Origin of the sequence: Pelomonas parva, from assembly GCF_043555835.1 — a bacterium.
GTDB lineage: Bacteria > Pseudomonadota > Gammaproteobacteria > Burkholderiales > Burkholderiaceae_C > Pelomonas > Pelomonas parva.
This window is the reverse complement of sequence record NZ_JBIGHV010000003.1, coordinates 430779-443946: the sequence shown is the minus strand read 5'-3', so window position 1 is coordinate 443946 and position 13168 is coordinate 430779. Positions and strand designations below refer to the sequence as shown.

General features: G+C 72.5%; 11 protein-coding genes. 7 read left to right on the top strand and 4 right to left on the bottom strand.

Features of this window, described 5'->3' with window-relative positions:
• Positions 1-5 precede the first annotated feature (5 nt).
• Together ACG00Y_RS09445 and ACG00Y_RS09440 are read right to left on the bottom strand one after the other, a co-directional pair.
• On the bottom strand, positions 6-992 hold the full coding sequence (locus ACG00Y_RS09445) for an alpha/beta hydrolase (RefSeq protein WP_394478178.1): 987 nt from the start codon (positions 990-992) through the stop codon (positions 6-8).
• A gap of 41 nt (positions 993-1033) precedes the next feature.
• Positions 1034-4525 (bottom strand): beta strand repeat-containing protein, encoded by a 3492-nt coding sequence (locus ACG00Y_RS09440; protein ID WP_394478176.1) that lies wholly within the window; start codon positions 4523-4525, stop codon positions 1034-1036.
• Between the two features lie 87 nt (positions 4526-4612).
• Here ACG00Y_RS09440 and ACG00Y_RS09435 point away from each other — a divergent pair, with 87 nt between their 5' ends.
• The 6 genes from ACG00Y_RS09435 to ACG00Y_RS09410 all read left to right on the top strand — a co-directional run bounded on the left by ACG00Y_RS09435 (position 4613) and on the right by ACG00Y_RS09410 (position 10406).
• Positions 4613-5812: a GGDEF domain-containing protein gene (locus ACG00Y_RS09435; RefSeq protein WP_394478174.1), complete on the top strand. Its 1200-nt coding sequence runs from the start codon at positions 4613-4615 to the stop codon at positions 5810-5812.
• A 28-nt stretch (positions 5813-5840) separates the two neighbouring features.
• Complete coding sequence (gene proC, locus ACG00Y_RS09430) at positions 5841-6653, top strand: pyrroline-5-carboxylate reductase (RefSeq protein ID WP_394478172.1); 813 nt, start codon at positions 5841-5843, stop codon at positions 6651-6653.
• 1 nt (position 6654) lies between these two features.
• Positions 6655-7194 carry a chorismate--pyruvate lyase family protein gene (locus ACG00Y_RS09425; RefSeq protein ID WP_394478170.1) on the top strand — a complete coding sequence of 180 codons (540 nt, stop codon included), beginning with the start codon at positions 6655-6657 and terminating at the stop codon, positions 7192-7194.
• A 185-nt stretch (positions 7195-7379) separates the two neighbouring features.
• Positions 7380-7928: a hypothetical protein gene (locus ACG00Y_RS09420; protein WP_394478168.1), complete on the top strand. Its 549-nt coding sequence runs from the start codon at positions 7380-7382 to the stop codon at positions 7926-7928.
• Positions 7929-8239: 311 nt separating this feature from the next.
• Positions 8240-9391, top strand: coding sequence for an HPP family protein (locus ACG00Y_RS09415; RefSeq protein WP_394478166.1), 1152 nt, complete (start codon positions 8240-8242; stop codon positions 9389-9391).
• On the top strand, positions 9381-10406 hold the full coding sequence (locus ACG00Y_RS09410) for a Gfo/Idh/MocA family protein (RefSeq protein ID WP_394478164.1): 1026 nt from the start codon (positions 9381-9383) through the stop codon (positions 10404-10406). The genes ACG00Y_RS09415 and ACG00Y_RS09410 overlap by 11 nt, the downstream gene beginning before the upstream one ends.
• Positions 10407-10425: 19 nt before the next feature.
• Here the strand turns inward: ACG00Y_RS09410 and ACG00Y_RS09405 are convergent, their stop codons facing one another.
• A complete protein-coding gene (locus ACG00Y_RS09405; RefSeq protein ID WP_394478162.1) occupies positions 10426-10842 on the bottom strand; it encodes a 4-oxalocrotonate tautomerase in 417 nt (138 codons plus the stop codon).
• 120 nt (positions 10843-10962) lie between these two features.
• Here ACG00Y_RS09405 and ACG00Y_RS09400 point away from each other — a divergent pair, with 120 nt between their 5' ends.
• Positions 10963-11544, top strand: a complete 582-nt coding sequence (locus ACG00Y_RS09400) for a TetR/AcrR family transcriptional regulator (RefSeq protein WP_394478160.1) — start codon at positions 10963-10965, stop codon at positions 11542-11544.
• Between the two features lie 6 nt (positions 11545-11550).
• On the opposite strand, the gene ACG00Y_RS09395 is transcribed toward ACG00Y_RS09400, so the two are convergent.
• Positions 11551-13152: a S41 family peptidase gene (locus ACG00Y_RS09395; RefSeq protein ID WP_394478158.1), complete on the bottom strand. Its 1602-nt coding sequence runs from the start codon at positions 13150-13152 to the stop codon at positions 11551-11553.
• Positions 13153-13168 lie beyond the last annotated feature (16 nt).

Below are 13168 nucleotides of genomic sequence, written 5' to 3'. Positions count from 1 at the left end.
ACTGATCAGCGGGCGAGCAGCGCCGCGCTGGCCGGCATCGCCGCCCCGCGCAGTTGCGCGTCCAGGAAGGCGCGGCTCAGGCGCAAGCCCTCGCCCACGTCGATCTGCGCCGCCTCCGTCGCGCTGCCGCTGCGCGGGCCGCGCCCGCCGCCGCCGGCCGGGCCTGTCGGCCCGCCACTGCCGCGCTCGGCCATGACGCTGCCGGACTTTTGGCGGTGCTGGTCCTGCGCATGCCAGCCCTCGGGCGCCAGCGTGCCCGCCAGCGCCGCATGCGTCACGCTGCCGAGGTTGAGCAGCCAGCCGCCGCCGGGGGCCAGCGTGTCGAACGCCTGGCGCCGCTCGGCGGGCTGGCGCAGCAGGCCCAGCGGGTCGTGGTCGATGTCGCTGGTGACCAGCAGCGTCGCGGCGCCCACGCTCGGCGCCTGCATGGCCGGCGGGCTGATGGCGATGACGGCCTGCCAGCCGGCGTCGCCGCGCGCGTCCAACGCGGTCTGCGCGCCGGTCTCATAGCCGGCCAGCGCGGCGCGGCCCCAGTCCAGCGCCGGTTGCGCCGCGCGCAGGGCCGGCAGCAGGCGGCGCAGCGCGGCCAGGCGCTCGGCGCGCAGCGCATCGCCGTAATGCAGCAGGCCCAGCGCGCGGAACTCGCCGGTGCGCGACAGCTCGGACCGCCATGCCGCCGCATCGGCCTCCAGTGGCTGCACGGCCAGCACCGTGTTGCCGGCCAGCGCCCAGGCGGCGGCCCAGCGTTGGCCCGCGTCGCTGCCCTGGCCCAGGCCGGGCAGGTAGACGACCACGGGTGTGGCCGCCGGAGCGCCGGCGCTGCGCGTGACGGTCACGCGCCGGCCCAGCGCCTCGAAGCTGGTCAGCGACAGCCCCAGCTCGCGCGTGGCCGTCTCGGCCCAGGGCCTGGGCGTAGGCGGGCCGCCGGCACAGCCGGCGAGGGCGAGGGTGCAGAGCAGCAGCGTGCGGCGGTCAGGGCGATGAAGGCGCATGGGCCGCGACCATACCCGCGTCGCGTCGCTGCTTTGTTTCGCTACTCGGCGCGGCGCCGCCGCCAGGCCAGCAGCCCGGCGCCCGCCAGCAGCAGTGCCCAGCTGCCCGGCTCGGGCACGGCCGCTGCGCTGAAGTCGCTCAGCACCAAGCCCTGCCCATCGCCGTAATGCACGATGAAGCTGCCAGCGCCGTCCACCGTCAGCAGCCGGCCGCCGTCGGCCACGTTGGCGAACTCGCCGAACAGCCCGCCGCCCGCGTTGATGAGCTGGAACTGCTGACCCGCCAGCGCCGTGAAGCCGCCGATGAAGCTCAAGCGCAGCACGGTGTCGCCGCCTAGGTCGACGCTGCCGCCCACGTCCAGCGCGTCGTAGCCGCTGCCGCGCGCCAGGCCGCCCAGCTCCATGTCCAGCAGCGCGCCGCCGCTGAAGCTCAGGTCGCCGCGCACGCCGAACAGGCCCGCGCTCTCGCCCGGCGCCAGCGTGGCGGCCTGCACGGCCAGCCGCTGCACCTCGCCGTGGCCGCCCAGCGTGCCGGCGTCGACGACGGTGTCGCCGCTGTAGCCCTGTTGGCCATTCAGCACCAGCGTGCCGGCGCCCGTCTTCAGCAGGCCCAGCCCCGAGGCCAGCTCGTCGATGGCACCCGCCACCACCACGGTGTGACCGTTGGTGTCGATGAAGCCGGCCCGGCTGTCCGACTCGCCGTCCAGCAGCACGCTGCGCGTGGGGCCAAGAGTGAGCGAGTCCCAGGCGCGCAGGCCGCCTTGTGCAGAGCGGGTGGATTCGCCGTCGTAGAAGCTCTTGCCGAGGATGAGCCGGTTGCCCGCCGCGCCCAGCGAGCCGTCGGCCGTGATGCCCAGCACGGCGCTGCCGAAGCCCTGCGGGTCGCCCAGCACCAGGTCGCCGGTGAAGCTGTTGGCGCGGTGGGCCAGGCGCACGTCGAACTTGTCGCCGCCGTCACCCGGCATGCTGCCGCCCTGGATGCGCAGCGGCGCGCTGCCGGTCATGGCGCTCTCCACGATGATGGACTGGCCATTGGCCACAAAGCCCGCGCCGCCGGTGCCGATCTGCAGCTGGGTGGCCGCCGTGATGACCAGCGGCGCGGCGAGCCGGTTGGTGACCTCCAGCGCGCCGTTGTCCAGCAGGATCAGGTTGCCGGCCGCGCCCAGCGCCTGTGCGTGGCCCAGCGTCAGGCGGCTGCCGTGCATGACCTCCACCGTGCCGGTGAAGCCATTCGCACCGTTCAGCGTCACGGCGCCGGCCGAGAAGCCCGCGCGGCCGACGACCAGGCTGCCCTGGCCGGTGAGTTCGCCGTCCAGCGTGCCGAACAGCGGGCGCAAGGTGCCGCCCGTGCCCAGGTCCACCACGCTGCCGGCCGCGCTGTTCAGCGTGGTGACGCTGAGCGCATGTCCACCCAGCGCCAGCCGCGCGTCGGCAGCCACCTCCACCGTGCTGCGCCTGCCAAGCGCCTCGTCCACGCCCAGGGCCAGCGTGCCTTGCTGCACGTTGACGTGGTTGTCGCCGCTGGTGTTGGGGTTGGCGGTGTTCAGCGTCCAGGTGCCGGCGCCGGCCTTGATCATGCCGAGGCCGTTGATGGGCTGGTTGAAGACGACGTCAAAGCCGTTCGTGTCCACCGTCATGTCGCGAAAGCTGGTGCTGCGCGTGGCGGCGATGCTCAGGTCGGCCGTGGCGCGCAGCGTGGCAGGCAGGTTGCGCAGGCCGTTGGCGCGGCCCAGGTCCAGCACGCCCGTAGCGGCGCCCAGGCGGGCGTCGCTGTCCAGCTCCAGCGTGGCGCTGGCCAGCTTGACGCCGCCGCTGTGGCTGGCGCTGCCCGCCAGCACGAAGACGCTGGCCGCGTTGTTGCCGCCGAGGTTCAGCGTGCCGTTGCCGGTGATGGGGCCGGTGAGGCGGTGCGTGCCCGCTGCAGCCGCGCTGAGGCTGGCGCTGGCGCCCGAGACTTCCAGTGGCCGGTCCAGCGTGAAGCCGCCCGGCAGCGCCAGGATGCCGCCCAGCGTGATGCCGCCGCCGGCCGCGCCGAGGTTGGCGTCGCGGTCGAACAGCATCAGGATGCCGCTGCCGATGGCCAGGCCGCCCTCGAAGGTGTTGGTGGCCGTCAGCGTCAGCCCGCTGCGCACGCCGAAGTTGGCGAAGGCGATGCCGCCGCTGCCGCTGATGACCGAGCTGATCGTGCCCGTCGTGTTGCCGGCCACCAGCACGGTGCCCATGCCGCCGGTGGTGAGCACGGCGCGGCTCAGCGAGGCGCTGCCGGTGAGTTCCAGCACGCCGCCCTGGTCGAACAGCAGCGTGTTGGCGGCGGCGCCGAGGTGGCTCTCATGCGTCGCCGTGACCTGGCCGCTGCCGGTCATCTGCACGGTGCCGACAAAGCTGTGCGCCTGGCTGCCGAGGTTCAGCGTGCCGCCGCTGACGCGCAGCGGGCGGGCGCCGCTGATGGCGCCGGTGCTCGTGACCTGGCCGAAGTGGCCCTCGTCAAAGGCCACGTCGAAGGCGCCGTCGCCGCTGACGGCGCCCAGGCTGACCCCGCCGCCGGCGCCCGTCGCGCGCACGGCGCCGTCACCGGCCACGGTGCCGACGACGATCTGCCCGCCGGCCGGCTTGAGCAGCAGGTCGCCGTTGCCCGTGATGTCGCCGCTGACGCGCAGCAGGTTGTTGGCGCCCCCGGTCTGCAGCGTCAGCGCATGGCCGGCGCGCTGCACCGCCCCGCTGACGATCAGCTCGGTCGCCTGCAGGCCGGCGCCACTGGCGCCGAAGGCCAGCACGCGGGCATTGCCCGCCAGCGTGACCGGCCCTTCCACGCTGGCGCCCGACACGGGCTGGCCGAGGAAGTTGCTGACCTTCCTGGCGCTGCTGGACAGCAGGCCCGCCAGCTGCAGTGGCGCGCCGACGCGGGTGCCGCTGCCGCCGGCCCCCACCAGCTGCAGCTCGGCGCCTGCGGCCACCTGCACGGCCGTGTGGCTGCCGAGGCTGGTGCCGGCGGCGCCCACCGTCGCCCCTGCGGCGATGGTGGTGGTGCCGGTGTAGCTGTTGGCGCCGCTGAGCACGACGCGACCGCTGAGCAGCGCGAGGCCGCCGCTGCCGCTGATGCCGCCTTGCAGGAACAGCTGGCTGGTCAGGCTGGGCCCGCCGGCGACCTGCAGCGTGCTGTCCAGCACCAGGTCGGCCTGCACGCGGCCGTGGCCGCCGTCGGACTGCAGGCGCAGGAAGGCGCCCTCGCCCTGGAAGCGCAGCGCCTGGCCGCCGAGCGTGGGCGCGGGGGCGTTGGCACCCAGCGTCAGGCCGCGCAGTGCGAAGCCGCCGGCGATGTCGTTGAACGTCGCGGCCCGGGCCGCGCTGTCCAGCACCAGCTCGGTCTCGCTGCCGGCCGGCGGCAGGCCGTCGACCCAGTTGGCGGCGTCGCTCCAGTTGGCGCTGGCCGTGCCAGTCCACAGGTGCACCGCCGCGCCGCCGGGGGCGGGCAGCAGGCTGATCAGGGCAAGGGCGGCGGGCAGGGCGCGCAGGGCGGGGTGGCGGTGGCTCATGGTCGGTCCTTCAGGTTGCGGCCATGCTGCCGGGCCCGCGTCTCACGAGCGTCTCAGCGGCGTCTCAAGCGGGTGGGCGCGGTTAGCATGGCCCGACCCCGTATGCCGCTGGACCTGACCACCACCTTCACCATCAGCACCATCGTCCATCTGCTGATGGCCGTGTTGCTGGGCCTGTTCTGGCGCAGCGCGCGCCGCCGCGGCGCGGTGGGCTTTGGCTGGTGGGTGGTCAACGAGGCGGTGCTGACCGGCGGGGCGTTGATGCTGCTGGCCAGCAGCACATCGCTGGGCTGGCTGGCGGTGCCGGCCAGCAACGCGGCCTTCCTGGCCGGCATGCCGACGCTGGAGCTGGGCCTGCGCATCTGGTTCCGCCGCCGTATCTGGCCGGGCATGGCGTGGCGCTGGGGCCTGGCCTTGGTGGGCTTCGCGATCTGGTTCGTCGTCTGGCGCCAGGGCCACGACTACGCCACCCGTTCCGTCATCTTCACGGCGCTCACCACCCTGCAGGCGCTGCTGTTTGGCCACTATGTGCTGACCCAGCTGCGCTCGGTCGACCGGCCGTCGCGCCTGGGCCTGGGACTGATCGGCCTGGGCGCGGCCCTGATCATCGTCATGAGCCTGTGGCGTTCGGTGCAGACCTGGCCCTACGTGGGCAGCGGCCTGCCGGCGCCGGGGCATCTGCTGGCGGTGCTGATGGTGGTCAACATCGCCGTGGCGGTGACGCGCGTGTCGGCCATGCTGCTGATGCTTCACGGCCGGGTGGAGGCGCGGCTGCAGGCGGTGGGCATGGAGCTGGAGCGGCGCGCCAACACCGACGCGCTGACCGGCGTGGCCAGCCGCGCCCACTTCGAGGCGGCCAGCGGCGTGCTGCTGAACCAGGCGCGGGCGAGCCGCCTGCCGGCCTGCCTGATGGTCTGCGACATGGACGGCTTCAAGGCCATCAACGACCAGCTCGGCCACCCCGAGGGCGACGCGGTGCTGACCCGTTTCGCGGCGCTGCTGCGCGACTCGCTGCGCCAGGGCGACCTGGCCGGCCGGCTGGGCGGTGACGAGTTTGCGGTGCTGCTGTTCAACTGCTCGCCGGCCACGGCTCGGGGCATCGGTGAGCGGCTTTGCCAGGCGGCGGGCGCGGTGCGCGCCAGCGACGGCCGCGCCATCAGCCTGAGCGCCGGCCTGGCGGTGGCGGTGCCGGGCGAGGCCTTCGAGGCCCTCTACCGCCGCGCCGATCGCGCGCTCTACGCGGCCAAGGCGGCGGGGCGCAACCGCATCGTGGCAGACCCGGCTTGAAGCTCATCGGACCGTAGACTCGCGCCCCATGAATCCAGAAGTGATTGCCTTCATCGGCGGCGGCAACATGGCCAGCGCCGTCATCGGCGGGCTGCTGCGCGCCGGCCTGAGCGCCCGCCAGATCCTCGTCGTCGAACCGTATGAGCCGCAGAGGCACAAGCTCGCGGCCGAGTTCGGCCTTCAGCCGCTGGCCGCCGGTGACGCCACGCTGGCCGCCGCCGGCACTGTCGTCTGGGCGGTCAAGCCGCAGCTCTTCGCCGAGGCCGCCGCGCCGCTGAAGGCCTGGGTGGGCGGCGCGCTGCAGCTGTCGGTGATGGCCGGCATCCGCACCGATTCGCTGGTCGCGGCCACCGGCGCCGAGCGCATCGTGCGGTCCATGCCCAACACGCCGGCGCTGATCGGCCAGGGCATCGCCGGCCTGTATGCGCGGCCGGCCGTGTCGGCCGATGAACGCGTCGCCGTCGACAAGCTGCTCGCGCCGACCGGGCAGACGCTGTGGGTGGCCCGCGAGGACGACCTCGACGCCGTGACCGCGCTGTCGGGCTCGGGCCCGGCCTATTTCTTCTTCTTCGTCGAGGCCATGATGGCCGCCGCCGTCGACATGGGCCTGACCGCCGAGCAGGGCCGCCGGCTGGCGCTGGCTACCTGCGCCGGTGCGGCCGCGCTGGGCCTGGCGTCGGACGAGTCGCCCACGACGCTGCGCGAGCGCGTGACGAGCAAGGGCGGCACGACCTACGCGGCCGTCACGTCGCTGCAGGCCGACGCCGTCGACGCCGCCATCCGCCGAGCGGTGCTGGCGGCGCAACAGCGCGCGGCAGAGCTGGGCAAAGAGTTCGGCTGAAGTGGGCATCGCCACCCGCGACAGCCTGCGCGACTGGCTGCGGGCGCCCGGCTCGCTGAGCCGCCGCCTGGCCCGGCTGGGTGAGCGCTTCAGCGTGCAGCTGCTGCGCCAACGCGTCGCGCCGTTCCGCGCCCAGGAGCGCGCTGCGTTGGGCCTGCCGCCGCGCGGGCTCACCGTGGTGCGCGAGGTCATCCTGCGTGTCGACGATGAGCCGCTGGTCTGGGCCCGCTCGGCCGTGCACCAGCGCGCCACCACCGGCCCCTGGCGCGCGCTGAAGGGCCTGGGCACCAGGCCGCTGGCGCACCTCCTCTACGACGACGACCGCATCCACCGCAGCGAGCTGCAGCCGCGCCGACTCTCGCGCCACGGCCATACGCGCCGCCATGCCGCGCGCCAGTGGCTGGCGGCCACGGGCCAGGTCATGCCGGCGCAGATGCTGTGGTCGCGCAACTCCGTGTTCAGCCGCAGCGGCGCGCAACTGCGTGTGATGGAGCTGTTTGCACCGGCACTGCAGCGCCAGCGGCCCGGTCGCCCTAGATAGTCACCCGCCCCCCCCAGTTGAGTGTTTAGCTGTCCGCCAACTGACTTTATGGCGATGGAAATGTTTTCATGGCGTCATAAATTCGCGGCAGCCCTGCTGACACTCCTAAACTCCCGCCGTAGCAGAGGGGCGTTAGACGACTTGCCGCGCACGACGACGGTGGGCATGACAAATTGGGGCAGAACATGAAAACGCGGGACGTCGTGATCTTTACCGGCGAGCGCATGCTGGTGCCGCAGTGCATCCAGCGCATCGACCATCTTTCGACGCACGGCTGGCAGCTCCGCTACGGCGGCACCAAGCTGTTCTCCGACCACAGCCAGGACGGCAGCGGCGCGAAACGCGCACTGGCCCTGGCCACCAAGGAATTGCTCAAGCGCATCGCGACGCTGCCGGCGCCGTCGCGCCTGCGCCGCACGCCCAGCCGCAAGAAGCAGAGTGACCTGCCCTCGGGCATCTCCGGCCCCATCGTTCGCCAGCGTGCGGGAAGTCGTGTCCGTGATTGCAGCTTCGCGGTAACCCTACCCCGCTTCGGCGACACGCCGTTGGCGCGCAGCGTCTACATCGGCACCGAGAACACCTACACCATCGAGCGCTACCAGGAGGCGCTGGAGCGCGCCGTCGCGCTGCGCGAGAAGGCCGAGACCGCCTACCAGCGCGCCGCCACCAAGGACCGCCGCGCCCAGGCGCTGGTGCTGAAGGCGCAGATGAGCGGCGTGCTCGGCAAGGGTTGAATTGAGCCCCTCGCCCGGTCTTGCGCCGCTGAACGCGGGCCCGCCCAGTCGGTCTTGCAGACCGCGCAGCCGACGGAGCGACTGCTCTTCGGCAGGGACGACAAGTCCACAGGACTTGCCGTGTCCGGCCTCAGCCCCCGAGGGGACGGCGATGCTCGCGGGGGAAGCCCCGCTCGCACATCGCCTACCGGGCCGGCTTGGGAGCGGCCCGGCGCTCGGCCCAGCGACGCAGCCGTAACCCCGCGTACCGCTGCGGGTCGCACAATCGGCGCCCGTCCCGGGTTCAACCCCCCGGGGTGCTGCCGCCGAACATGCTTCCTGCTGCCACCTTTTCCGCGCGGGCGCTGAGCCTGCTGAACGCGCTGCGGCCCGCGCCGCAGGCCGTCAATGCGCGCGAGCGCCTGCGCGTGCTGCTGGGTGCGGGGCTGGGCATCCTGCTGGCCGGTGCGCTCAGTCAGGCCGCCATGGCGCCGGGCCTGCCGTGGCTGGTGGCGCCGCTGGGTGCCAGCGCCGTGCTCGTCTTCGGCCTGCCGTCCAGCCCGTTGGCCCAGCCCTGGGCCGTGGTGGGCGGCAACACCGTGTCGGCCCTCGTGGGCATCGCCTGTCTGCGCTGGCTGCCGCTGCCGGCGCTGGCGACGGCGGCCGTCGCCGTGGCGCTGGCCATCGGCCTGATGTTCATGCTGCGCTGCCTGCACCCGCCCGGCGGCGCGGCCAGCCTGCTGATGGTGACGACGGCCACGACCGACTGGCAGTTCGCGCTGCTGCCCGTGGCGCTCAATTCGCTGCTGCTGGTGCTGGCCGGCATGGCCTACAACACGCTGACCGGCCGCCGCTACCCGCATGCGCAGCACGTGCAGGCGCCCGTGGCCGCGCCCGGCGCGCAGGTGGCGCCGCCGCGCTTTGGCGACGCCGAACTGGACGCCGTGCTGGCCCGCTACAACCAGGTGCTGGATGTGCCGCGCGACGACCTCGCCGGCCTGCTGCACGAGGCCGAGCTGCTCAGCTACCGCAACCGGCTGGGCGGCCTGCGCTGCGCGGACATCATGTCCACCCCCGTCATCACCACCGAGTTCGGCACGCCGCTGGCCGAGGCCTGGGCGCTGCTGCAGCAGCACCGCATCAAGGCGCTGCCGGTGGTGGACCGCGTGCAGCGCATCGTCGGCATCGTCACGCGCGCCGACTTCATGCGCGCGGCTGAAGCCGAGCAGCGCGACGGCCTGGCCGGCCGGCTGCAGACGCTGCTGAAACCGTCGCCCCACTCGCACTCGACCAAGCCCGAAGTCGTCGGCCAGATCATGAGCCGCCAGGTGCGCGTGGCCAGCGCCGAGCGCGCCATCGCCGAGCTGGTGCCACTGTTCTCGGCCACCGGCCACCACCACATTCCCATCGTCGGCGAGCAGGCTCGGCTCGTCGGCATCCTCACGCAATCCGACCTTGTGAAAGCACTCAGCCATGGCCCATGACATCTTCAACTGGGGCGTGATCGGCCCCGGCGGCATCGCCAACCGTTTTGCCGGCGCGCTCGCCGCCGTGCCGGGCGCCCGCCTGGGCGCCGTGTTCGCACGCGATGCGGCCAAGGGCCAGGCCTATGCCGAACAGTGGAAACGCGACGGCGAGCCGGCGCGCGTGACGACCGACCTGGCCGACCTGCTGGCCGACACGTCGGTGCACGCCGTCTACATCGCCACGCCGCACTCCAATCACGGCGAGTACATCCGTGCCGCGCTGCTGGCCGGCAAGGCCGTGCTGTGCGAGAAGCCGCTGGTCACGTCGCTGGAAGAAGGCCAGGAACTGATCAATCTGGCGCGCGAGCAGGGCGTGTTCCTGATGGAGGCGCTGTGGACGCGCTTCCTGCCGGCCTACGACACGGCCAGCCGCCTGCTGCGCGAAGGCGCCATCGGCGAGCTGCGCGCGATGGTGTCGAGCTTCTGCTTCACTGGCCCCACCGATCTGACGCACCGCTGCTGGAACCCGGCGCTGGCCGGCGGCTCGCTGTGGGACATCGGCATCTACAACCTGGCCGTGACGCGCTGGGTGCTGCAGCAGATGAACGACGGCGCCTGCCCCGAGCCGCTGTCCATCGATGTGGCCGCCACGCTGGCGGCCACCGGCGTGGACGCGTCCGTCACGGCAACCTTCCACTTCCCCGGCGGCGTGACCTCGCAGTTCCGCTGCGGTTTCGATGCGTCGTCGGTGAACGCCTTCGAGGTTATCGGCAGCCAGGCCGGGCTGCGCTTCCCGATGGACTTCTGGGGCTCCGAAGCCGTCGAGCTGGTCACGCGCAAGGCGCCGGCCCAGCGCTTCGAGGCGCCCTACGTCATCAACGGCTTCGAGGGCGAAGTCGCCGAGGCGCAGGCCTGCATCCGCGCCGGCCTGCTGGAGAGCCCGCGCATGCCGCACAGCGAGACGCTGGGGCTTCTTGCTTGGACGGACGCCATCCGCGCGAAGTTCCCCGGCGGCGTCAACAAGAAGGGTTGATGACGGCGGGCCGTGCTCGCTATCCCTGGCTGATGGCCTCGCCCAGCTCCGTATTGGACAGCGCCTGGCCGGCGATGCCCCAGGTGCCGTCGACGGCGTGCACGCCGTTCGTCCAGATGTTCGCAGCGGGCAGGCGACCGTTCGAGAGGCGCCGCAGGATCGCGGTCGCTTCGGCGAAGAACGCCTGCTGCACCTGGCGATCGGCGAGCGCAAAGCTGGGCGTCTTGGTCTCCACCCAGGCGCCTTCCACCTCTTCACCCGCCGCGAAGGTGTGACCCTTGGGCAGCAGGTGCAGGTGGGCGGTGACATTCGGCGTCATGACCTGGTTGCCGGTCAGGCCGTGGCTCGCGAGCAGCGCGCGGGTCAGTTCGGCAATGGCCTGCTTCTCCGTGCCGGCGGGCAGGACGCCTTCCGTGAGCGTGAGGGTGATGGGCATGGGAACTCCTTCAGTGGGCAGTGGACGGATGTTGGAATAACGACCGTTATCCAAGAATAGATAACGATCGTTATCTGGTCAACTAGAATCGTCCGTCGTCACAGCAGTCGAGGGAAGTCCATGTCGAGACAGGAGCAGAAGGCCCAGACCCGGGAGCGCATCCTGGACGCTGCGGGGCGCAGCTTCCGGCGCAGCGGCTTTGGCGGTGTGGGTGTGGACGGCCTGGCCAAGGCCGCCGGCGTGACGTCGGGCGCCTTCTACGTGCATTTCGGGTCGAAGCAGGAGGCGTTCAAGGCCGCCGTCGCGCACGGCCTGGCGGACCTTGATGCGGGCGTGCGCTACTTCCAGCAGACTTTCGCGGGCGAGTGGTGGGAGCGCTTCGTCCGCTTCTACCTGACGGACAAGCGCCGATGCGAGCTGGGCGAAAGCTGCAGCCTGCAAAGCCTGGCGCCCGAGGTGGCGCGGGCCGGCGAGGAAGACCGTGCGGTCTTCGAGGCGGGCCTCCATGTCGTGGCGCAGACCGTGGTCGAAGGCCCGGCGTCACCGGCCAAGCCGCAGGACCGTGAAGCGGCCCTGGCGGCGCTGGCCATGTTGGTGGGTGCGGTGTCGCTGGGCCGGGCCATGGCGACCGAGGCCGCAGCGCATCAGGTGGCCAGTGCCGTCGCGCGCGTGCTGCTCGAAGGCCGCGAACTCGACGCCTGAGCCCGCTCAGCGGGGCAGGAGCAGCCGGTTGCTGCGCGCGGGGTGGCGCTGCAGCTGCAATGCCGCCGCGCCTTCGCCGGCCGCGCTGCTCAGCGCCCGCGCGCTGGCCGAGACGCCCGTGCTGATCGGGCATTGCCCGGTGGCCGCGTGGTTCAGCGCGGCGGCCAGCATGGCCTCCTGCGTGTCGCCCAGCGGTCGGCCGAAGTCGTCGGCCACGGTGCAGCCGGGCACGTAGCGCGCCGTCGGCCCGCTGCCGGGCACGAAGCCGTCCGAGTAGTCGCCGAAGCCCTTGGCGTTGACGCCCGCGAACTCCATCGGGAAATAGGAGATGCCGCAGTTGTCCCGGCCCACGTAGCCATAGGGCTTGCCGCAGGTCTTGCCGCCGATCAGCACGACGTCCACGTTCACGCCGCGCAGGCCGTTGATGATGGCCTCGCTGGCCGAGCAGGTGCCCGCCTGCGCCAGCACGTAGACGCGGCTCAGATTCAGCGTGGGCAGGGGTTGCGAGCTGGTGCAGCGGCTGTTGACCAGCGCGCACGAGGTGCTGCGGAAGGGCTCCGTCTCGTTGTCGGCGCTGCGGCGCGCGTTGAAGCGCAGCGACTCGAAGGCCTGGCCGGCTGTGCGCGTGGTGCCCGCGATCATCGTCGCCAGCTGGCTGGCGATGAAGACATAGCCGCCGCCGTTGTAGCGCAGGTCCAGCACCAGTTCGCTGATGCCCTGGGTGCGGAAGTCGTTGACGGCGCTGATCAGCAGGTTCTCCGACGGCACGTTGTGGTCGTTGAACAGCAGGTAGCCGGTGCGCGCGCCGCCGGGCAGCGTCAGCACGCGGGCCTGCGGCACCGGGTTGCGCGTGAGGCGCGTCGCCGTGAGGCTGCGCGACAGCTGCACGCCGCCGCGCTGCACGACGAACGCATGCGTCGAACCGCTGGCCGGGTAGAGCCCGGCGTTCAGCGCGTCGACGCCGGCATCCGAGGTCACGTCGGCGGCGGTGCCATCGACGCTGACCAGCTCGTCGCCGCGCTGCAGGCCGGCCGTGGCGGCCGGCGAGCCGGCCTCGACATAGGCGATGCGCACGCGCCGGGGCGGGGTTTCACTGGCGATGTTCCATTCGATGCCGTAGCTGACCTCGCTGCCGCCTTCCAGCAGCGCGTTCCACTCGGCCGTCGGGTAGCTGAAGCTGAACTTGTCGCGGCGCGCGCCGGAGTCGGTCAGCTGCGGCGTCTTCAGCGCCTCCAGGTAGCTGTCCATCGCGGCATAGATGTCGCTGCCGCCGAAGCGCGGCTCGTTCGGGTCCACGCGCGGCACCTCGTCGCGCCACAGGTAGGCCTCGTCGACATAGGCGCGCAGCCACTTCTTCTCGGTGTCCAGCGAGGAATTGCGCTGGCTGGCGCTGGCGAGCGTGTTGGCGGGCGCGCATTGCTGGGCGAAGCTGGCCGACGGGCCGGCCGGGTCGGGGGAAAGGCCGCCGGTGCTGCCCGAGGAGCCGGGCGGGACGGGCGTTCCGCCCACTATCGACGTGCCGCCACCCCCACCACCGCCACCGCAACCGGCCAGCGCCAGGCCCATCACCAACGCCAGCGCGCTGCCGTGGCGCATCACATTCGTCATCGCTTCACTCCCCGCC

Excerpts from the sequence above, each read along its gene's own strand:
- ACG00Y_RS09420 (WP_394478168.1), top strand. The coding sequence starts at position 7,380 with ATGAAAACGCGGGACGTCGTGATCTTTACCGGCGAGCGCATGCTGGTG.
- ACG00Y_RS09415 (WP_394478166.1), top strand. The coding sequence starts at position 8,240 with ATGCTTCCTGCTGCCACCTTTTCCGCGCGGGCGCTGAGCCTGCTGAAC.
- ACG00Y_RS09400 (WP_394478160.1), top strand. The coding sequence starts at position 10,963 with ATGTCGAGACAGGAGCAGAAGGCCCAGACCCGGGAGCGCATCCTGGAC.
- ACG00Y_RS09435 (WP_394478174.1), top strand. The coding sequence starts at position 4,613 with ATGGCCCGACCCCGTATGCCGCTGGACCTGACCACCACCTTCACCATC.
- ACG00Y_RS09410 (WP_394478164.1), top strand. The coding sequence starts at position 9,381 with ATGGCCCATGACATCTTCAACTGGGGCGTGATCGGCCCCGGCGGCATC.
- ACG00Y_RS09440 (WP_394478176.1), bottom strand. The coding sequence starts at position 4,525 with ATGAGCCACCGCCACCCCGCCCTGCGCGCCCTGCCCGCCGCCCTTGCC.
- ACG00Y_RS09405 (WP_394478162.1), bottom strand. The coding sequence starts at position 10,842 with ATGCCCATCACCCTCACGCTCACGGAAGGCGTCCTGCCCGCCGGCACG.
- ACG00Y_RS09395 (WP_394478158.1), bottom strand. The coding sequence starts at position 13,152 with ATGACGAATGTGATGCGCCACGGCAGCGCGCTGGCGTTGGTGATGGGC.
- proC (WP_394478172.1), top strand. The coding sequence starts at position 5,841 with ATGAATCCAGAAGTGATTGCCTTCATCGGCGGCGGCAACATGGCCAGC.
- ACG00Y_RS09445 (WP_394478178.1), bottom strand. The coding sequence starts at position 992 with ATGCGCCTTCATCGCCCTGACCGCCGCACGCTGCTGCTCTGCACCCTC.